18 protein-coding genes and 1 pseudogene are annotated in these 20507 nt (G+C 69.3%); 11 read left to right on the top strand and 8 right to left on the bottom strand.

Going from position 1 to position 20507, the window contains the following annotated elements; genetic code table 11:
- Positions 1-77: 77 nt before the first annotated feature.
- The 4 genes from SAM23877_RS00170 to SAM23877_RS00185 form a co-directional block, all read right to left on the bottom strand.
- Positions 78-734, bottom strand: coding sequence for a class I SAM-dependent methyltransferase (locus tag SAM23877_RS00170; RefSeq protein WP_053125645.1), 657 nt, complete (start codon positions 732-734; stop codon positions 78-80).
- A 226-nt stretch (positions 735-960) separates the two neighbouring features.
- Positions 961-1497, bottom strand: coding sequence for a hypothetical protein (locus tag SAM23877_RS00175; protein WP_053125647.1), 537 nt, complete (start codon positions 1495-1497; stop codon positions 961-963).
- Positions 1498-2365: 868 nt separating this feature from the next.
- Positions 2366-3067 carry a restriction endonuclease gene (locus SAM23877_RS00180; RefSeq protein WP_053125649.1) on the bottom strand — a complete coding sequence of 234 codons (702 nt, stop codon included), beginning with the start codon at positions 3065-3067 and terminating at the stop codon, positions 2366-2368.
- Positions 3064-3249 carry a hypothetical protein gene (locus tag SAM23877_RS00185; RefSeq protein WP_053125651.1) on the bottom strand — a complete coding sequence of 62 codons (186 nt, stop codon included), beginning with the start codon at positions 3247-3249 and terminating at the stop codon, positions 3064-3066. The genes SAM23877_RS00180 and SAM23877_RS00185 overlap by 4 nt, the downstream gene beginning before the upstream one ends.
- Positions 3250-3824: 575 nt before the next feature.
- On the opposite strand from SAM23877_RS00185, the gene SAM23877_RS00190 reads away from it, so the two are divergent.
- The 4 genes and pseudogenes from SAM23877_RS00190 to SAM23877_RS36880 all read left to right on the top strand — a co-directional run.
- Positions 3825-5867 carry a TerD family protein gene (locus tag SAM23877_RS00190; RefSeq protein ID WP_174532277.1) on the top strand — a complete coding sequence of 681 codons (2043 nt, stop codon included), beginning with the start codon at positions 3825-3827 and terminating at the stop codon, positions 5865-5867.
- Positions 5868-6616: 749 nt separating this feature from the next.
- Complete coding sequence (locus SAM23877_RS00195; RefSeq protein ID WP_244902872.1) at positions 6617-6958, top strand: DUF6087 family protein; 342 nt, start codon at positions 6617-6619, stop codon at positions 6956-6958.
- Between the two features lie 96 nt (positions 6959-7054).
- On the top strand, positions 7055-7942 hold the full coding sequence (locus SAM23877_RS00200) for a septum formation family protein (RefSeq protein WP_053125657.1): 888 nt from the start codon (positions 7055-7057) through the stop codon (positions 7940-7942).
- Between the two features lie 145 nt (positions 7943-8087).
- A pseudogene (locus SAM23877_RS36880) lies at positions 8088-8282 on the top strand (phosphopantetheine-binding protein); the annotation flags it as partial.
- 269 nt (positions 8283-8551) lie between these two features.
- On the opposite strand, the gene SAM23877_RS39535 reads toward SAM23877_RS36880, so the two are convergent.
- From SAM23877_RS39535 to SAM23877_RS00215, 4 genes are all read right to left on the bottom strand, one after another.
- Entirely contained in the window at positions 8552-8713 is a 162-nt protein-coding gene (locus tag SAM23877_RS39535; protein WP_159041948.1) for a hypothetical protein, read from the bottom strand.
- Between the two features lie 100 nt (positions 8714-8813).
- The gene (locus SAM23877_RS00205; RefSeq protein ID WP_053125658.1) at positions 8814-9302 is read right to left on the bottom strand and encodes an ATP-binding protein; all 489 of its coding nucleotides are present in this window, start codon (positions 9300-9302) and stop codon (positions 8814-8816) included.
- A 467-nt stretch (positions 9303-9769) separates the two neighbouring features.
- Entirely contained in the window at positions 9770-11056 is a 1287-nt protein-coding gene (locus SAM23877_RS00210; RefSeq protein ID WP_053125660.1) for a PP2C family protein-serine/threonine phosphatase, read from the bottom strand.
- Positions 11056-11859, bottom strand: coding sequence for an alpha/beta fold hydrolase (locus tag SAM23877_RS00215; RefSeq protein WP_053125662.1), 804 nt, complete (start codon positions 11857-11859; stop codon positions 11056-11058). Before SAM23877_RS00215 ends, SAM23877_RS00210 begins: the two co-directional genes overlap by 1 nt.
- A 1049-nt stretch (positions 11860-12908) precedes the next feature.
- On the opposite strand from SAM23877_RS00215, the gene SAM23877_RS39540 reads away from it, so the two are divergent.
- From SAM23877_RS39540 to SAM23877_RS00250, 7 genes are all read left to right on the top strand, one after another.
- Entirely contained in the window at positions 12909-13073 is a 165-nt protein-coding gene (locus SAM23877_RS39540) for a hypothetical protein (protein WP_159041949.1), read from the top strand.
- Positions 13074-14400: 1327 nt separating this feature from the next.
- Positions 14401-15063, top strand: coding sequence for an urease subunit gamma (locus SAM23877_RS00225; protein ID WP_063796763.1), 663 nt, complete (start codon positions 14401-14403; stop codon positions 15061-15063).
- Positions 15047-16885: an urease subunit alpha gene (locus tag SAM23877_RS00230; protein ID WP_053125668.1), complete on the top strand. Its 1839-nt coding sequence runs from the start codon at positions 15047-15049 to the stop codon at positions 16883-16885. Before SAM23877_RS00225 ends, SAM23877_RS00230 begins: the two co-directional genes overlap by 17 nt.
- Before the next feature lie 76 nt (positions 16886-16961).
- Complete coding sequence (locus SAM23877_RS00235; RefSeq protein ID WP_053125670.1) at positions 16962-17636, top strand: urease accessory protein UreF; 675 nt, start codon at positions 16962-16964, stop codon at positions 17634-17636.
- A 28-nt stretch (positions 17637-17664) separates the two neighbouring features.
- Positions 17665-18363, top strand: a complete 699-nt coding sequence (ureG, locus tag SAM23877_RS00240; protein ID WP_053125672.1) for an urease accessory protein UreG — start codon at positions 17665-17667, stop codon at positions 18361-18363.
- Positions 18360-19292, top strand: coding sequence for an urease accessory protein UreD (locus tag SAM23877_RS00245; RefSeq protein WP_244902873.1), 933 nt, complete (start codon positions 18360-18362; stop codon positions 19290-19292). The genes ureG and SAM23877_RS00245 overlap by 4 nt, the downstream gene beginning before the upstream one ends.
- A gap of 694 nt (positions 19293-19986) precedes the next feature.
- Positions 19987-20265: a hypothetical protein gene (locus SAM23877_RS00250; RefSeq protein ID WP_159041950.1), complete on the top strand. Its 279-nt coding sequence runs from the start codon at positions 19987-19989 to the stop codon at positions 20263-20265.
- The last annotated feature ends 242 nt before the right edge of the window (positions 20266-20507 follow it).

A 20507-nucleotide genomic window follows, 5' to 3' on the forward strand; every position in this document is an offset into this window, starting at 1 on the left:
CGGAAGGCATGCGATAGCTGCGCGGTGCGAGACCTGTCGGAGGGCAGGTTCGATTCACCGCCTGTTTGGCCTTGGGCTCAGTGCTGGTGCCACACCAGCGTGTAGCGCCAGAACAGCCGGCGGCGCAGTCGTGCACCGGGCAGTACATGCCGGGTTTCACGGTCGATCTCGGCGAAGCCCATGGTCGCCGGCCGAACTGGCGCCGTCATCGAAGCCGGCGGCAATGCCGTGCGGCCCTTGTTCTTGATCCATCCCGTGGCGGCGTTCAGCGGAAGGGCGGCGGCGCTGAGCAGATGGTCACCGGGGGTTTGCGCGTGCCAGAGCCCGACGACCACCAATGTCCCCCCAGGGGCCAAATGCCGGCGGAAGTGGGCGAGGGCGTCGTTGAACGGCAGATGGTGAAGGGCCGCGACACAGGTGATGACGTCGTAGGAGGCAGCAGGGATACCGGTGAGCGCGTCCGCGGTGGTGAAGGTCACCGGAGCGTCCGGAGGGGTCATCGCCTGGGCGCGGGCGACGGTTGCCGGATCGGAGTCGATCGCGTCCACGGCCGCGGCGCGCGTGGCCATGAGCCGGGCCAGGTCGCCGGTGCCGGAGCCGACGTCCAGAGCGGTGCCGAAGCTCCTGGGGAGCTGCCGCATGATCCACCGGTGGTAGTGGGCGTTGTGGTCCCAGGGGTGGGCGGCGTTGAACCGGTCGAGGGCATGGAGGAAACGGTGCGGCAGCGTCGTCATGTCGGTGAGTCCATCAGGATCGTCTCCTCGCCGGTGGCCCCAGCATCGAGGATGTTTGCCTGAGTCTTTGAGCTGCGGTCCGCCGGGTGCCTCCCGTCCTCTTGAACATCGGTTTCGGCCGGGTCGGTCTGCCTTCCGAGAGGATGAAGCACCTGCTGCCGTAGTCGGCCGACAAGGCCGGGTCGCCGGAGCGGGTGTGATCCCGTTCCTCACGCATGTGCCGCCGTCAGGCGAGGGCGCTGCCGACGGCTTCTGCCAGCGTGTCCGCCGACTCCGGGGTCAGGCGGTAAAAGCCCTGAAGGCTGACGGAGTTCTCGAGGCGGCCGTCCACCACGTACTTCAGGTTGCGGGTCTGGTCTCGGCGGTTGCGCCAGGCCAGCCTCCCGAGCAGTTCTCCGGGGACCGGCACGTCGAAGCGTACGGGTGTCGCGTCCACGTGTACCGCCTGCGCGCCGCAGCCACCGGCTCCGAGCATCGACCAGTCATCGTGCCCGGGATACGCAGGGTCCTCCCACGTTGCGGGAGCTGGGCCGCAGCAGCCGCGTCGCTCGCGGTCGACCACGCGCATCCGGCTCACCACGAACACCTCGCGCCGGTTGACATGCAGCGCGTACACCTCGTCTCCGGAACGAGCACCCGTCCACGCGGGCAGGGAGGTGTGAACGCCGCTGAAGGCGACCGGTGGCCGCTCCCCTGCTCGGCCCGCCTTGCGCAGCGCACGGCACGTGTCATGGGTCCACAAGACGGTGAAAGCATCGGGCATGCCCTGATCCTATGAACGGGCACTGACAGCGCTTCCCACCGTGCCCGAGGCGGGAGCCGCTGCCCGTGCTGTTGCGCAGGGTTCTCCTCCGGCCGACGCTCGGCGTTCCTCGAGCGCCCGGCTCCCGCGGCACCGGAGCGCGGAGGCCCCGGCCGACGCGCACCGCCTACCAAGGCCGTGCTCCGGTCCCCCGGCCGCGCACCGCGCCGCCCGCCCCGTCCCTTTCCCGTTTCCTATCTCTTTTCCTTCGGCCGGGGCCGGCGCAGGGGGTGCAGAGGGGGATGCCGGGCTCCCGGCCATGCGACTGTGTGCGTGGTGACCTGCGGCTATGCCAGCAAGTGGTGGGCGGGTGGGGACAGTTGTCGGTGGGGTTGTCGGTCAGGTCCGTGGTGGGATTGCGGGCGTGGTCGGGGGCGGTGTTGTCACTTCGTGACCGTGATCGGGCCTTGGTGGTCGGCCCTCGGCGGCCAGTCCGAGGGCGGACAGCTCTGCGGCGTAGTACTGCCCTCTGGCCGGGGTCGGCTCGTGCCCAGGACGTCGCGCGCACCTCACCCAGCGGTCAGCGTGCGGCCCGTTCACGGATGCACGCCCGCCGCCGGCGCCAGGACCTCCGCGAGCGCGGCGGTCGCGGAGCGGGCGAGGGGGTGGTCCGGCCGGTGTTGCGCAAGGCGCCCGTGTGACGTGGCGTCCGAGCAGCAGTGTGCGGGGCTCGGTGAGGGGAGCGGTGATGGCGTCGGTGGTGGCGCGGACCTTGTACAGGACCAGGAGAGCGGCAGCGAGCACAGCCGGTCTCATCAACTTCTGGTGTATCTCCAGAGGATGGGGCCCCGACCGGGTGGCCGGGTCCCTTCCACTGGTAGGCGACGGTTCAGCTCAGCGAGGTCGGGCGGCGCGGGGGCGGCACCGCCCGCAGAAGCTCCCACAGGGGGCGTGAGCCGGCTGCCCATACGGCCAGGGTCTGGCGGTCGACGACGTGCAGCCGCTGCTGCCTGGCGAAGGTGGCGGCGGGGTCGGTCACCCGACCGTTTGTGATGATCACTGCGACGTCGGCGCCGTGTACCTGGCGGGCGGTGCCGTTGAGGACCTGGAGGTCGGGTGTGCCCACCGGTGAGCCCTGAGCGCCGTTGCGGCGGTGTTTGCACTGGATGACCCAGCGCCGCCCGTAGGGGTCGGTGGCTTTCACGTCGGCGCCCAGGTCGCCGCGGCCGCCGACCCGCTGGGCATCCCGGCAGCCGTCACGCTGCATGAGTTCTCGTACGGCGTCCTCGAAGCGTGTGTGGTGCAGGGCGTCCAGCTGCGGCAGGCCGTAGCGCAGGCCCTGGGCACGCACCGCCTCCCAGCGGGTTTGCTGCTGGCGGTGGTAGAGCCAGCCGGCGCCCGCCAGGGCGGCGAGGACCAGGGCAACGACGAGGACCCACCAGTGGGCCAGCAGCCAGTTGACGACCATCACGACCAGCGTGATGCCGGCGGCGGCTGCCGCGGCGTAGGCGAGCAGCTGGGCGTCGCGCTGCTGCTGCCTGCGGGAGGGCCGTCGGCTGCGCCGCCGCGCGGGCGGCCTCCGGCGGGTCACCGCTCCCACCGGATCGGGTACGAGATGGTGGGACGCGGCTGCGGCGCCCGCACGGCGGGAGCGTCCTCGAAGCGGATCGGGTACTGGACCGTGGTCAGCGGCCGCGGGGTATCCCCTCCGCCCGCGGAGATGTTGCTGTTGCCCAGGCCGACCACGGCCAAGGCCACCACGCTGAAGATCATCGTTTCTCGTCTTGCACCCGGCGCCCACCGCGAATGCGCGCGGACCCGTGTCCCGTCAGAACGCACGTACGACCGCACTAAAGGCATGCACGCCTCCCCCTCGTCACAACTTCCCCCACACCAGGCCATGCTGCCAGCAGCCACTGACAAAGCGTCAGCACATCAGCACCCCGGGTGATCAAGAAAGGGGAGAACAGGCCAGGCCAGACAAGACGCGGGCCCCCCAGCGCCGGCTACCGAGCACGTCTGTGGCCAACATCGCTTGACTGGGCGTGGAGTCGCCGCGCCGGTGCCGGTTCCTGGCCTCGGTCGTCAGCCGAGCACGCCACGGATAGGCAGACGCCGTGTCAAGACCAGGAGTCGTTTCATGAGGCTCTCCAGTTGCTGCGGTCTCAGGTGGCTGCGGAGCTAGCGCGCTTCAACCGCACTTCTGGCTTCACAGAACCTCCACGATCGGGCTCTGTGCGTACTACAGTTTTCTCCGCGCGACTCGTCCACTTGTGTCGCGCATGGGGGCAGGTGATACGGAGTCCTCCGTATGCCCAAGGTGCACTGTTGGGGGCTTTGTGCAGGAAATGATCAAGGGTTCGAACGTGGCCCTCGCGGATCTGAGCGACAACGTTGGTTCAGTGGTTGTCAGCCTGGGCTGGGTCAGCCCTACGGGTGAGGGTGACGCGGACGTGTCGGTCCTGCTCCTGGACGCGAACGGCAAGGTGCGCAGCGACAGCGACTTCTACTTCTACAACCATCCGGTGGCCGCTGATGGAAGCGTGCAGCTTCTGGGCAAGACGCCGACGTCGGACGGCAGCGAGGACCGGATCAGCTTCGATCTGACCGCGGTACCGCCCGGCGTTGACCGGATCGTCGTCGCGGCGAGCAGGTACGACGGGGCCCGCTTCGGTGAACTGGAGGACGTACGGATCACGCTGGCCGACGCCGCTGGTGACAGTCTCCTGCGCTTCGCCGTCGACGATGTCGGCTCGGTCGGGGCGGTGATCTTCGGCGAGTTGTACCGGCGGGGCGAGGACTGGAAGTTCCGTGCTGTCGGGCAGGGCTACGAAACCGGGCTTGCCGGGCTGGCGACGGACTTCGGTGTCGACATCGATGACGACGCGGCTGAGGAGGCGGCAGCAGCGCTCGACACCGCCGAAGTCGGCGAGCAGGCGATTGCAACGGCTTCGGCATCGGTCGAGGAGCAGGCCCAGAAGGCGGCCCTGGAGGCCATTCCCGCTCCTCGCCGGCCTGAGGCGGAAGCAGCCGAGCCGAAGAGGCCGACCGCTCGCCCCCGCACGGCCAAGAAGAAGGTCATCCTTCCCAAGACGGTGAAGAAGTCCCTGGCGGAGAACGACTCCTGGAAGGAGGCCAGACTTTTCCCCGTCTCGGTACTCAAGAGCGACCGGGACCGCGAGATGCGTGCCACCTCGGTGCTGCTGTCGGTGATGGCGCAGGTGCCAGAGTTCAGCAGGAGGCTGACTGCAGGGTTCGGAGCTCCGGCAGGCCGCATGGAGACGTTCACGGAGGTCTCCTTGCCCCACGGTGACAGCCCGCGGCGCCCGGACGGGGTGATCCGCGTGGAACGAGCGGGCAAGTTGTGGACCGCGCTGGTCGAAACGAAGACCAACGGCAATCCGCTCAAGCCAGACCAGGTACAGGCCTACATGGACATCGCAGCGCGCCGTGGTTACGAGGCAGTGATCACACTGACGAACGATGTCGCGCTGGAAGGCAGCCCCCTCGTCGACGTCAAAGTCGACAAGCGCCGCAAGCACAAAGTGGCCCTCTGGCATCTGTCCTGGGCGGAAGTCGCCCATCAGGCGCAGATGCTGATCAGACACGAGGGAGTGAGCAACGCCGCGCACGCCTGGCTGCTGCAAGAACTGCTGCACTACCTGCAGCACGACAACTCCGGATGCCACGGCTTCCAGAACATGGGCCCTGCCTGGGTCCCCGTGCGCAACGGCATCGACGACGAAACCCTCTGCCAGGGCGACACCCGGGCGCTGGAAGTGGTCGAGAACTGGGAGCGGCTCATCCGCCAGGTCTGCCTCAGGCTGGGCGGCGAACTCGGGCAGAAGGTACTCCCCGTTCAGCGCGCCAAACGCGGAACCAATCCCAAGGAACGCCGAGACCGCCTCGCGGACCAACTCTGCCTCGACGGACGGCTCCAGGCGGAAGTGCGCATCGACAACACCCCCGGCGTGCTCTCCGTCAGCGCCGACCTGCGCACCGGCAGACTGCGCACCTCCATCGAAATCCCCGCCCCCCAGCAGGGCTATCCACTCAGCTGGGCCAAGCGACTCGTCCGACGCCTGGCCGAGGCACCAGCGGACCTGCATATCGAAACCCTCACCGACAGCGAAACGGGAGGTCCCCGCGGAACCCTGGAACGCCTCCGCCCCGAACCAGCGGACCTCCTCCCCAAGGAAAACAGCACCAAGATCACCGGGTTCCGTCTGTCCCTGCTCAAAAGCATGGGAAGCGGCCGCGGCAGCGCCGAGACCGGCTTCATCCGCAGCGTCGACGACGCCGTACACCGCTTCTACACCACCGTCGTCGCCCACCTCGACGCCCCGGCAGCGCACCGGACTTCATCTCGGGAGCGCGCCACGACCGCATGACGCCAGGATCCAGGTGCGGGGCCAGCGTCTGGGTTCCGTGAGCTGTTCTCTTTCGCATGCCCGCACCCCGCCGACAAGAGGACACCTCACACCGGCGCCACGTAACGGGTGGCATTGGGACGAGGCAGGCCAGAGTGTCGAGGAGCCCATCCCGACGAGGACCATCAGCAGGCTGAACAAGGGAGCCGGCTATGTGCAGTCAGGAGGCGGCCGTTGCACCTGCTCAGAAGCGGAGCAGGTGCAACCGGGCGAAGTGATCTCGATGAAGAGCAGTGAACGCGCTGGGACCATCAGCTTTACCAAGGTGCAAGAAAGGGCGCCCGATCTGTTCAGCCTGTACAAGGCGGCGGGTGCCAGCGTGCTCAGATGGTGCTCCTGGCGAGGAGTGTGCCCCTGTACGGCGTTCACGGCACCCTTTACGGCCTGGGCGCACAATGAGCTGCTGCAGGAACTGACCCAATGCGCCGCCCAGGGCTCAGCCCGTTTGCCCCGACGGCCTCCTGCCGAGGCCGTCGGTCGGGAAAGCATCCCAGCACGGGACGCCTCCCCCACAGACCCGGAACGTCTCGGAGCGGGCCGGCAGACTCACCGGCCGGTCAGACGAAGAACAGGCGGCCGGTGAACGGGGCGGGTTCGCGGAGTTCCCCGACTCCACCTCTGCACGGCCCGCCCCACCACGTTGTTCAGGACTCCCCCGAAGGCGGCGTCGACGGCGCACTGGGCAAGTGGCGACACAGAGGGAGCAGCCCATGGAAGACGAGCCCCTCGACGAGTGGGCAGTCCGCCGTGCTCAGCGCCGCCCTGCGCCGGGCGAGCGTCGCGCCGTTCCGCTCGGTGAGGAGACCCAGCGCGGCACCCACGTCGATCCTGACGTGCCCCGCGGCATCCAGGCACGCCCAGCTCGGGCTCGCCCACGGCCTGGCGGGCCCGCTCGTCCTTCTCGCCCTGACCACCCGCGCCGGCTACACCGTCGACGGCCAGCACGCAGCACTCGACGCCAGCGGGGCGATCGGCTGGCCGGGCCTGTGCCGCCGACTCCGTGCCGTACAACCCTCGCGGCTCGTCCCGAGTCTGACGCCGCGATGAGGTGAGGGCCTGCCCTCGAGGCACTGGGCCACGGCCGGGCGCAGAGATGGCATACGATCCGCATACCCCATGTAAAGATCCAGTAAGAGGATGTACACGTCATGACTGTCCGTGCCCCCTATCGTTCCCTTCGCGGCATATCCGCCGTTGCCGCCCTGCTCGCGATCGGCGCGGTGGGGTGCTCGGACGTCACCGACGCCGTCGACAGCGCCAAGGACGGCGCGAAGAAGGTGGCCCGCCAGCGCTCGGTGTTCTCGCTGGACACCGGTGACTGCTACAACCCGTCCGGCAAGGCCGAGGGGACGGCGTACACCGTCGAGATCGTGCCCTGCGACGAGGCGCACGAAGGCCAGGTCGTGGGCGAATTCAAAATCGACGAGGGCAATAAGTACCCCGGCGACGACGGTGTCTCGGCGGTCGCGGACACCCGCTGCCCGCTCGAGGCGCAGAAGTACGCCCCGGACACCTGGGCGCTCCCCAAGGGCGCCGAGCTCTTCTACTACACCCCGACCGCGGAGAGCTGGGCGACGGGCGACCGCTCGGTGAGCTGCACCTACACCGCCGCGAAGGGCGCGCTGAACGGCACGCTGGACACCGCGAACTCCCTCAAGCCCGAGCAGCTCACGTACCTCAAGGGGTCGAACGCGGTCTACGAGGCCCTGTGGGCGAACCAGTCCGAGAAGGACACCGTCGAGGCCGACCTGCCCGGGTACAAGGCGCAGGCCAAGGCTGTCGCGGCCGCTCTCCAGGCCCACGTCGAGGGCCTGAACGGCATCGACGGCGCCGAGGTCGGCACGCTCCGTTCGACGCTGGCGAAGGCGGCCGGCGACTGGCAGAAGGCCGCGGACGCCGCCGACGCCGACACGTTCTACGCCGCCTACGACCCGGCGTTCACCGGCATCGACCCGAACAAGTCGGTCGCCGCCCGCAAGGAGCTGGGCCTGGCCACCACCGTCCCGGCCGAAGAGGCCGAGGTCTGGGCGGGCTGACACATCTGAGGGGCGGGCGCCGGCCGGCAGGCTCGGATCGGCGTCTCCTCCCTGCGGGGGCACATCGAAGATCGCGGGTTGCAGATCATCGGCGAGCAGCTTGAGTGCAGCAGGGTGAAGGTGAACCTTCTCCGACTTCCACGATGATCTCGGAGCCGATGAATTGACCGTCGTCGATCTCATGGCCGCTCTGGAGAATGAGTTCGGCGTGCAAATCCCCGAGGAGTACGAGCGGAAGGGCCATCCCGCAGATCACAGCAGCCGCTTGGGTCGCCGTACCGTCTGTGATCCTCCTGGCTGCCGTGAGCACTGCTGGCACGGCACAGGCAGCGCCCCTTGACCCGCGCCGGGGACAAGTCGATCAACGACGGCGGCGTGAGGATCAATTTCTGGCAGGGAATCTCGGTCACTGACGAGTCAGGTGACTTCTGAGACGTCCGGACGGTTTCTGAACCAGGGGCCAAACGGGCTGGATGGTGGCTCTTCCTTCATCTCTTGACTTCCGTCCACGGCCCACCTGCCCATTCGAGGTTCAGGGAACTGAACGGCGATGTGTGGGCAAGTAGCGGGGTCGGGCGGGTGATCCTGTCCGGCCCCGTTGTCGTCTCGTCAGCCGAAGTCGAGCGCCTCCTGTGCGAAGCCGGCCGGGGCCGGGGTGGGCGGGGGCGGCGGTGGTATGCCGTCCTGGCGCGGGGTCTTCCAGCGCTCGGTCAGCTCGTCCTTCCACCCTTTGGGCGGGTTCCTGTCGCAGCGAAGATTGCGCGTTCTCATCGAACACTGAGTGCCACTCGCGTGGGTCTACTCACCAGACCGCGCAGGATGGCCGCGCCGCTCAACCGGGCGGGGGTGCTGCCAGGGCGAAGTGGCTGGTTCAGTGCGGGATGGCGGAGGGGAGCAGAGGGCTGCCGATGCTTGGCGGTGTCACGGGCAGGTGAGCGGTGATCAGTTTTCCCGTGGCGCGCAGGGCGACGACGACTTTCTCGCTGACGGTCTGGACCAGGTGCAGTCCGTGGCCGCCGATGCGGTGTGGGTCGGCCTTCTTCGGCGTGGGCTGCTCGGTGGAGCTGTCCCACACGGTGATCGTCAGCTCTTGCCTGGACATGCGCAGGGTCATCCCGCAGGCGCCTGGAGCGTGCCGGATGGCGTTGGTGATCAGTTCGCTGGCGGCCAGCTCGGCGTCCATGGCCAGAGCTGGCGGCACCATGGCGTGCCCGGTTCGCGGGGCGTGGGCGAGGAGGGCGCGTACGGACCGGCGGGCGTCCGCAGCCTGCGCCGCGCCATCGTCCCAGGTCGCGCCGTAGTACAGCGGGGTTTCCTTGTCCGTGCCATCTGCCGTTTGTTTGCTCAGCGTGACGACCATGTGGGGTTCTCTCAGTGTGCTCGCCGTTCAGTGGGGGGGTTGTGCTTCGGTCGCGTACCCAGGAGACGTGAGCGCATACCGCGGACACGTCCGATGCCCGCCCATCGGGGTAGGCGCCGCTTTGCGCGGGTCAGTGGTGCGCGGCGGCGTCGCTGTTGGGGTGGAGGGGGAAGATCGGGTCGAGGCCGTCCATGTGCAGCATGTGCAGGGTGTAGTCGGGGACGGCGGCGAGTGCGATACCGATCGGCGTGGGCGGTGTGGGCGTGGTTGCGGGCGGCGATCAGGGGGTGATGCCGCTGAAGCTGCAGACCTAAAGACCGGTCAGGTCGAAGACGAGGCGCTGGCCGGGCTGGAGGGTGAGGGTGGTGGTCAGTTCGCGGAGTTCGCCGGCGGTGGCGTGGTCGAGGTCGCCGCTGAGTCCGCAACAGGTCCTGATGTGGCGTGGTGGGTGGTGGTCTTCAGCGGGCTCATTTGGTGGTTTCGGTTTGAGGGGCGGGGGCGGGGACGCCGAGGGCGAGGAGGGCGGTGTCGTCGTCGAGGCCGTCACCGAAGTCGTCCAGCAGACCGGTGAAGGCCTGGATCACGTCATGGGCGGGTCTGCCGGCGTGGTCGGCGGCGAATGCGAGCAGGGCCTCTTCTCCGTAGAGGGCGGTGCGGTCCGCGCCAGTACGGGCCTCGGTGAGGCCGTCGGTGTACAGCACCAGAGTGTCCCCGGGATCGAGGACGGTGGTGGCGGCGGTGAAAGAGGCGGCAGGCAGGACACCGACGAGGAGGCCACCGGGAGTAGGGAGGAATTCGGCCTTCCCGTTGCCGCGTAGGACGAGGGCCGAGGGATGGCCGCCCGAGGCGAGATGGACCGTGACCCGCCCGGTGGCGGAGTCCGGTTCGAGGGTGCCGAAGATGGCAGTGCAGTAGCGCGGATCACCGCCGGTGTAGCGCTCGTGGAGGACCTGGTTGAGGGTTCTCAGGGCGGAGACGGGCTCCGGGTCGTGCAGGGCGGCGGCGCGCAGGGTGTAGCGGGTCAGTGAGGTGACCGCGGCGGCCTGGGGGCCCTTGCCGCACACGTCGCCGAGGAAGAAGGCGAAGCGATCGGTGTCGAGGGGGAAGAGGTCGTAGAAGTCACCGCCGAGCCGGTCCGGGGAGGCGGTGCGGTAGTGGGCGGCCGCCGCCACTCCCGGCACCGGGGGCAGGGTGGCAGGCAGCAGCGACTGCTGCAGTACAGCCAGGGCGTCCTGCAGCCGGGCGCGGCCAGCCTCCGCCTCCTTACGCGCCTCTTCCGCCTCTTTGCGGGCTCGCAGGAGTTCCTGCTCGTAGGCACGGCGGTCGCGGGCGTCGAACACGGTGGTGCGGATCAGCTGGGGTTCTCCGCTGCTGCCGTGTTTGACGACGGAGGAGACCAGGACCGGTATGCGGTCGCCGCCTGCCTGCTTGATCTCCAGGGCGATGCCATTGATCTCGCCCTGCATCCGCAGCAGCGGTGCGAAGTGCGTCTCGTGGTAGAGCTTGCCGCCCACGGTCAGCAGGTCCGTGAACCTCATCCGGCCCACCACCGCCTCACCCTTTAAGCCGAGCCAGTCCAGGAGAGTGGTGTTGATCTTGGCGATGGTGCCGTCCATCAACGTGGACAGATACCCGCAGGGCGCGCTTTCGTAGAGTTCCTCGACGCTGTCCTCCAGCAGCGCGGCGAATGCCGCGTCCGGTGTTCTGTTGTTGTCTGCGTCATGCGGGCCGGGCTCCTGCCCAGTGCGGCGCATCACCGCAGGCGCGCCAGAAAGTCGGTGATCGCTTCATTGGTGGCTTCGGGTGCGGACAGGTGCGGGCAGTGCCCGGTCGCGTCGAGTGTGACCAGTTTCGAGCCGGGGATCGTCTGGTGGACGAAGGCGCCGACCTCCCGGGGAGCGATGACGTCCTGGGTGCACTCCAGGATCAGCGTCGGCACCGTCACCGCCTGCAGGTCGTCCCGTGAGTCCGACAGGAACGTAGTCCGGGCGAAGACACGGGCCATGTCCGGGTCCGTGGCGCAGAAGCTGTTCTTCAGCTCCTCACCGAGCTCGGGCCGGTCCGCGTTCCCCATGATCACCGGTGCCATCGCCGCCGACCAGCCCAGATAGTTCGACTCCAAAGACGCCAGCAGTTCGTCGATGTCCTCGGCGCTGAAGCCGCCCCGGTAGCCGTCGTCGTCGACGTAGCGCGGGGACGGAGCGACCATCACCAGCGCCCCGAGACGCTCCGGCGCCATCCCAGTGGCCAGCACACCGATCATCGCGCTGACCGAATGCCCCACAAAGACCGCATCACGCAGATCGAGCGCCTCACAGACCTCGACCACATCCTGGGCGTAACCGTCCAGCGAGGCGTAGCGGTCCTCTGAGAACGCGGACAGGTCCGAGCGACCCGCACCGACGTAGTCGAACAGCACCACCCGGTAATCGTCGGCCAGGGCGGGCACGGTCAGCCGCCACATGTTCTGATCACAGCCGAACCCATGCGCCAGCACCACCGCCCGCCCTCGAGGGTTACCGGTGACCGTGACGTTGTTCCTGCGTTCGATATCCATCCCCCCACTGTCTCAGGCCCTGTCCACCCCTCGTCACGCCCACGGACCGCCCCGTGCCCCGGCCGGTGGCTTTCATCTGCACCGTGCATGCCCGCTATGCCACGGAACAGGGTTGTCACCCGGACGTCTTGGGGCTGCACGGTTCAGACGGCACCCACGGTGCGGGCCAGGCGCCCCGGGCTCGCCTGGCGGGGCGACGGCGTCCAGTGGGCTTTACTTGTCCGCATCCCTGCGGGGGCTGACGATGGCGGAGACCCGATCGGGGGTGGCGCGGCCGCCCCGGCGGCGCGTGCGGCCGTGCTGTCGCACGGGAGGGGCCCCAACGGTGCCCCGATCCCCTCGCCCGCGGTCCGGGCCCGTCTCACTCCCCCAGATCACGGCGATGTCGACATGTAGTACCGCTGGCGCGCTTCCCTGACGTCCTCCGGGAAGGCATCCGCCAGGCCGGAGTCGGTGTTCGAGTTGTCAAGCTTCTCGATCGCCCTGTGCGCTCTGGGAGTTGCCAGTGGTCCCGGTCTCGGGCAGTGCGGGCTCGCGCCGGTGGAAATCGGCGTGGCGTCCCAGGGAACGCCTGGCCAGCACGACACACACGACGACTGGGACCAGGCCGCGTGAACGAACACGGCGCGCGCCGGACCGACAGGGGCAGCAGGGCCCGTGGAATGGAGGGGCCGGTTCCCGGACTTCGCGGCCGCGCATCCCGAGTACGGTCTGGGCCCCACGCCGGAGCAGGCGAGGGCGCAGTCCGACCTGCTTCTTCGGACCCGTCGTTGTGAGGCGCACCCTTTTCCGCCACGCGTGTGATTCCGGGATTGGCCTCCACGGCGGTGGGCATCCCTGCCATGGGGCGGCTGTAGCAGTGATTCGTTCCCCCACGGCGCTGCACAGCCGCTCCCAGCCCTCTGCATGTTCCGTCTGCCCGGGTGACGATGGTGTGTGGCCGCCCGAGCATGCCGATGCCGCGTCAATCCCGGCCCCGTGGGGGCAGCGAAAGGACCACAGTCCAGCCTGCCGCGGTACCAGGCCTCATCGCACGGCGTTGTCCAGACATGATCCGCAGCAGCAAGAAAAGCGAGCCGGTCTTCGCCCAACTGACCGGGGCCTACTGGCTGAACGACGCGCTGTCGTGCCCGTGGTGCACCGCGCTGCACCAGTCACACCCCTCACCGTCGTACACGCCCACCGCCGCAGATTCGCGTGCCGGCAGCACCTGAGCCGCATCCGGGACGTGATGTTGACCGTGGCCACACTCACCGTCACGGCCGCGCTCGTCTTCTCACTCATGCCCTGACACCCTCCACCCGCCCGCGGGAAAGGAGGCGCCAGGCGGTGGACTCTGCCTGTCGTACCCGGCCCGTGGGCGAGCGGCTGCCGTGCCCGGTTCCGCAGGGAGGGAGCCCGCCGGCTCCGCCGCGCTGGGGCGTGGGCACACCTCGGCAGGTCTAGCCGCTCCCGCGAGCCGGCAGGGCTGTGCGGACGGGTGAACGGGCGTGGGCGAGGTAGGCGGCGCACAACGCCTGGCCTACCGGGCAGCGAGTGCGCCCGCACATGGTGCAGCCCTGGATGTGGTCGACGTACCTGCGGTACCGGGCCCCCTGCAGAGGGGTGGGATCCGTGCCGGTCTCCATCATCGATTCGCCTCCCCAGTGATAGACCGAACCAGACGCTACGGCTTGCCGCCAGTGATGAAAGGGAGTTGCTCCAGACAGCACGCTGACGGGCGAGGGCCGCCTTCGCAAACATCACTCCCGGGCCTGTGGCGGAAAAATGCTCCCTTCGCTGACCGGCTGGTCGTTTCCATACAGGCGAAGCTGCCGTCGTCAGCGGGGTCTGGGGCAGTACCGGCCGTGGCGCGGTGCGGGCGGTGGGCCTGTGACTGCGGCCGGCGATCCGGGAATGGGGGCGGGCCGCGGCCGCGGGAGGGTGGTCAGCCTGAACTGCCTGTCGCCGACATCTGCAGATGAGTGGCGGCTTGTTCTCGCCTGGCCGAGTTGTTCGCTGTATGACCACGGCGGCGGGGTCCGCGCCCGGTCTCGGTGCTCAGCCCGGCCGTGGGCGGGCCCGTCGCTGTCCGGCGGCCGGGGAGCCGATCTTGAGGACCTCGTCTGTTGCCGGGCGGCCTTCGGCCTCACCGTCCCCGGCCGCCCGGCCCCCGGATGGGGCCGCCTCACCATGTACCGGCCTGGGCCACGGCAGGCCCTCAGGGGCAGTCGGCGGAGCCGCGGACCGCGAGCCAACCCAGGAGGGCCGCGCCGCTGTCCCCGGAGCGGGGGCAGAAGCTTGTCCGCCATCGAGTTGCGGTGCGCGCATCCACGTCGGGCGTCCTCGGATGGGACGGTCGTACACGGGGCAGGACGTTGCGCCCCGTATGCACCCTGTGCCCCCGGTTCACTCCATCAGGGCTGACCTGTGCGTTTCCGGGCCCATGGGTTCTCCTCTCTCCCAGGATCGGTCTGCGGCAGGTACCGCGGGCGGCATCTTCCTTGCGCTTCGTGGTGCTTGCCGCGTGGGTGTAGCGACGAACAGGAGAGGGGGATCGGCGTGCATCTGACTCCACATGAGCAGGAGCGTCTGTTGGTCCACGTGGCGGCTGACGTCGCCCAGCGGCGGCGTGAGCGCGGTCTGCTGTTGAACTATCCCGAGGTCATGGCGCTGTTGACGGCGCACGTCTACGAGGAGGCGCGGGCCGGGGCGACGGTCGATTCGGTGATGGAGTCCGGGCGCCATGTGCTGCAGCGCAGCGAGGTCATGGACGGCGTGCCGGAGATGGTCGACAACGTCCAGGTCGAGGCGACGTTCCCGGACGGGACGAAGCTGGTGACCATCAGCGATCCGTTCGATGAGGCGTCTGCCGAGGTGGACGTGCATCCGGGCAAGCACGAGTTGCTGCCGGACGAGGACGAGCACCGGGTGGTTTTCAACGAGGGTGCGACGGCGGTGCCGCTGGTGGTGCGCAATCCCAAGGACCGTCCGGTCCAGGTGGGGTCCCACTTCCACTTCGCCGAGGCCAACGAGGGGCTCAAGTTCCGGCGCGAGGCGGCCCACGGAATGCGGCTGAACATCCCGTCCGGTACCTCCGAGCGGTTCGAGCCCGGTGACAAGCGCACCGTGATGCTGGTGCCGATCGCCGGTGAGCGGATCGTCCACGGGCTCCAGGCCGACAAGAGCGAAGAGGAGAAGCACCTCGATGCCGGACAGGACTGAGAAGGACAAGCCCTGGGACCCATTGCTGCGTTCCCGCTACGCCGACCTGTACGGCCCGACCGCGGGCGACCGGGTCCGGCTCGCCGACACCAATCTCGTGCTGCGCATCGACGCCGACTGGTGCGGTGGCCCGGGGCGCAGCGGCGACGAGATGGTCTTCGGCGGCGGCAAGGTGATCCGTGAGTCGATGGGCCAGTCGCACATCCCCCGCGACGACCCCCGCGAGCCGGTGGACACCGTGATCACCGGTGCGCTGATTTTGGACCACTGGGGAGTGGTCAAGGCCGACGTCGGACTGCGCGACGGCCGCATCCGTGCCATCGGCAAGGCGTACAACCCGGAAACCATGACGCCGCCCGACAACGACGACCCGCGGGCGTCGGCCTTCGTCGTGGGCCCGGAGACGGAAGTGATCTCCGGCAAGGGCCGCATTCTGACCGCGGGCGGCGTCGACACCCACGTGCATTTTCTGTGTCCGGAGCAGATTCACGAGGCGGTCGCGTCGGGGGTGACGACGCTGATCGGCGGTGGTACCGGCCCGGCCGAGGGCAGCACGGCCACCACTGTGACGCCCGGCAAGTGGCACATCCAGCGGACCTTCGAGGCGCTGGACGCCTTTCCGGTGAACATCGGTCTGCTCGCCAAGGGCAGCACCGTCTCGAGGAAGGCGCTGCACGACCAGGTCGCGGCCGGCGCCCTCGGCTTCAAGATCCACGAGGACTGGGGTGCCACTCCGGCGGTGATCGACGCCGCGCTGAGCGTGTGTGAGGAGACTGGTGTCCAGGTCGCGCTGCACGCCGACTCGCTGAACGAGGCCGGTTTCGTGCAGAGCACCTACGCCGCGACCAAGAAGGACCGCCGGGCCAAGAAGGCGAAGTACCGTAGCCTGCACATCTTCCACATCGAGGGCGCCGGCGGCGGCCACGCCCCCGACATGATCAGCCTTGCCGGCAAGCCCAATGTGCTGCCCGCGTCGACGAACCCGACTCGGCCCTTCACGGTCAACACCGTCAAGGAGCACGTCGACATGATGATCGTGTGCCATCACCTCAATCCGGAGGTCGAGGCGGACATGGCGTTCGCCGACTCCCGGATCCGGCCCTCCACCATGGCTGCCGAGGACCTGCTGCACGACATGGGCGCCATCTCGATGATGTCCTCGGACGCCCAGGCCATGGGCCGCATCGGTGAGATGATCATGCGGACCTGGCAGACGGCGCACGTCATGAAGTCCCGCTACGGCCACCTGCGCGAGGACGACGCGCACGCGGACAACTTCCGTGCCCGCCGTTACGTCGCCAAGTACACGATCAACCCGGCCATCACCCACGGCATCGACCACGAGGTCGGCTCCGTCGAGACAGGCAAACTCGCCGACCTGGTGCTGTGGGAGCCGAAGTTCTTCGGCGTCAAGCCGCACATGGTCATCAAGGGTGGTCAGATCTCCTACGCCCAGATCGGCGACGCCAACGCCTCCATCCCCACCCCGCAGCCCTACCTCCCACGGCCCGTGTGGGGCTTTGAGGGCCGCGCCCCGGCGGCGAATTCCCTCAACTTCGTGGCCGAGGCCGCCCTGGACGGTGAACTCGTCGAGATCGGGCTGCTCAAGCCCCTGCGCGCGATCCGCTCCACCCGGGAGATCACCAAGGCCGACATGGTCCACAACAACGGTGTCCCGAAGATCGACATCGATCCCGACACTTTCGACGTCACCATCGGCGGGGCCACCACCTCCGACGTCCGCACCACGGTCGACGGGCAGGAAGTGGGACGAAACTACGCCACCGAGCTGCCCTTGGCGCAGCGGTACTTCCTGTTCTGACCCTCGCGGCCGGGTCGTGGCGCGCCCGCGCGCGGTCGGCTCGGCTTCTTCGTGCGAAAGGTGGTCCCGTCACCCCATGAGCCGAACTGCTCTGCTCGTCCTGGCCGACGGCCGTTTTCCCGCCGGCGGGCACGCCCACTCCGGCGGGATGGAGGCCGCCGTCGCGTCCGGCCGGGTTCACGACACCGCGAGCCTGGAGTCGTTCTGCCGGGGGCGGCTGCACACCGCCGGACTGGTCGCGGCCGCTCTCGCCGCGGCCGCCGCCGACGGCTACGACGCCCTCGCCCTGGACGAAGCCGCCGACATCCGCACCCCCGTCCCGGCGCTGCGCCGTATCGCACGCCGTCTGGGCCGGCAGCTGATGCGCGCGGCCCGGGCCACCTGGCCCAGCGCCGACCTCGACCACCTCGCCCGACACCGGCCCCAGGGCGCCCACCAGCCGGTCGTGCTCGGCGTCACCGCCCGCGCCGCCGGTCTCACCCCGCTCGACGCCGCCCAGGCCGCCGTCTACGAAAGCGTCGGCGGTCCGGCGACCGCGGCCGTGCGGCTGCTGAGCCTGGACCCGTTCGACGCGACCGGCGTCCTGGCGCGGCTCGCCGGCGAACTCGACACCGTCGCCGACGCCGCGGCCGACGCGGCGGTGCAGGCTGCGGCGCAGGGGGTCGCCGCCCTGCCCGCCGCGTCAGCCCCCCTGCTGGACATCACCGGTGAGCAGCACGCCGCCTGGACCGTCCGGCTCTTCGCTTCCTGACCAGCCCTGACCGTTTCCTGGAGCACCTGTGCATCTCGACCACCCCGTGACCATGCCGCACCGTCACACCCACAGCGCCGAACCGCTGCTCGCCGACGGCAGCCGACGCGCGCTGCGCATCGGTCTTGGCGGTCCTGTCGGCTCGGGCAAGACCGCGACCGTGGCCGCCCTGTGCCGCGCCCTGCGCGACCGGCTCTCCATTGCCGTGGTCACCAACGACATCTACACCCAGGAAGACGCCGCGTTCTTGCGCCGCGAGGCCGTCCTGCCACCGGAGCGCATCACCGCCGTGGAGACCGGAGCCTGCCCGCACACCGCCATCCGCGACGACATCTCCGCCAACCTCGAAGCCGTCGAGCACCTCGAACAGACCCTGCACCCGCTCGACCTGATCCTCATCGAGTCCGGCGGGGACAACCTGACCGCGACTTTCTCCCGTGGACTGGTCGACACCCAGGTCTTCGTCATCGACGTGGCCAGCGGTGACGACATCCCCCGCAAGGGCGGCCCCGGCATCACCACCGCCGACCTCCTCGTCGTCAACAAGACCGACCTGGCCCCCTACGTCGGCGTCGACCTGGACACCATGAGGGCCGACACTCGCAAGCAACGCAAGGGCCTCCCCTACGCCTTCACCAGCCTCACCGCACCTGACGGCGTCCAGCCGGTCGCCGACTGGGTCACCGGCTGTCTCACCGCCTGGCACGCCAACGGATCCACCCGGTGAGCCACACCACCGCGCAGACGCCGGCCGTGATCCCGACGCCGGCCGGCGGAACTCTCAAAGCCGACAGCGGGCCACCCGGCCGGCGCTCTGCCGAATCCGCCCCGGTGCACCCGTCCGGCGTCGTCGCCGCCGCCCGGATCCAGGCCACCCACAACGGCCGCACCACCATGGTCCCGCTCCTGCACAGCGACGGCCCCTTTCACCTGCGCCGGCTACGGGCCCGTGGAGAACAGGCACGTGTCTGCGTGCTCGGTGCGATGAGCGCGCCGCTCGGCGGAGACCGGCTCGCCCTGGACATCACCGCCGAAACAGGCGCCCGGCTGGAGGTGACCAGCGCAGCTGCCACCATCGCCCTGCGCGGCCCCACCACCGCACCGGCCACCTACGACGTGCGGGTCAGGGTGGGCGACCACGCGACCCTGCACTGGCTCCCCGAGCCCTTGATCAGCACCCGGGGCAGCACCCTGCACCAGACGTTCACCGTCGACCTCGCTGCCACCGCCCACCTGCTCATGCGAGAAGAACAGCTCCTGGGCCGCTCCGGCGAGGCGCCGGGCCACCTCACCACCCGCCTGACCGTCCGCCGCGGGGGACGGCCACTTTTCGACCAGTACACCGCCTTCGGCGACCCGGCACCGGCATGGGACGGCCCCGCCGTCCTCGGACCCCACCGCGCCACCGGACAACTCCTCCTGGTCGACCCCACCCTGCGCACTCCCTGGGAACCACACGTCATCGGCAACGACCCAGCCGAGGGACACGCGGTACTGACTCCCCTGGCCGATCCCCAGGCCCTCATCGCCACCGCCGTCGCCCCGACCCCCGCCCAACTGCGCCATCTTCTGGACGCCGCCCTCGCCTACGCCTACGAGCCGCCAAGACCGGAATCCGAAGGCGAGCTGTCTCGGGTAGAGCCAACATCGCCATAAAAGTGCGCAAATCGATCGAAAATGAGGCGAAGTGTCACCACGCCCCCGCCCGCGGCCGCGATGCCGAGCCTCTCTCGCCCCGCAGCTGCGTCGGAACGCGGGACCTTCTCCCGTCGGTTGGCAGACATCCAGTCCTCCATCTGACGGTCTCGGGTGAGGCGGTGGTGCAGCTTGAGGTGATCTGCCGAGCAGCGCGCCCGTGCGCCCCCGCAGGCTCTCTCCCGGCCAAGGCCCGATGCGGGTCACGGTCGACTGCATGGCGGATACAACAGAGCAGGCGTGCGCAGGTCGTGGGGACGGGAGCGACTGCCCGAACGGGGAAACCGAGGAGCTGGTCGACGGCGTCCGGTGCGAAGAGTGCCAGCACCACTGGGAACTGGACGAGACCGAACGGGGCCGGCGTGCAGCCGCAGAGGAGGGGATGACGCGGCCGATGGGGGATCCACGAGAGGCCGGACACGGAACCGCCGCGTAGGCCCGAAGCAGTGGCCGCACGGGGGCGGCCATTGCGTCGGTGTCATCCTGCGGTTGTCCGGCCTGCACCAGGCTCGGGAACAGCACTCGCTTCGATTCTCCTCGAATGCAGGAGAGCGGCTTAGGTCTCCCTTCTAGTCTCCAAAGTGCGAAGGCCAACCTGATACGGGCTGGTCAACCAACGACATCGGAGACTGCTGTGAGGGCGAAGAAACTACTGGTGACCAGCGCCGTGCTGGTCGGAACCGCCGTGGCGGGGACCGTTGCTGTCTCGGTGCCGGCGCACGCCACTGTCGCCTCGGCATCGGCGCATGACGCCCGGGCCGAAGCCCTGGACGGCGGCCCTCCCGGATGGGGTTACGTGCAGACCTTCACCAGCCCGTGGATCTGTCAGGGCACCGGGGACGAGGGTATCGCCGAGGGCAGGTGGACGGACTTCGTGTGCGTGTGGCGAAGCGGCGGCCCGGGCCACCAGGTGTGGGACCTGTATGTCCCGTAGGCCGGTTGGGGCGGTGTGCCGATCTGTGCCGCCGTGCAGGGCTGGTTCTACGTGGCAGCGGTGCTGCACTGGATGAACCCAGGACTGGTGGTCGCGCGTGGCCGCGCTGCTCGAGCCGGGTGGCGTGTTCGCCTCGCGACGGACCGTTTCGGCCAGTCGGCCCGGCTGGGGGCTGTCCGCGCGGTGCGCGCACCGTTCCTCCAGAGTGCCGAGAGGCCCCCTCACGGGACGGGATGCAGTGG

It is taken from the genome of Streptomyces ambofaciens ATCC 23877 (assembly GCF_001267885.1).
Classification (GTDB): domain Bacteria; phylum Actinomycetota; class Actinomycetes; order Streptomycetales; family Streptomycetaceae; genus Streptomyces; species Streptomyces ambofaciens.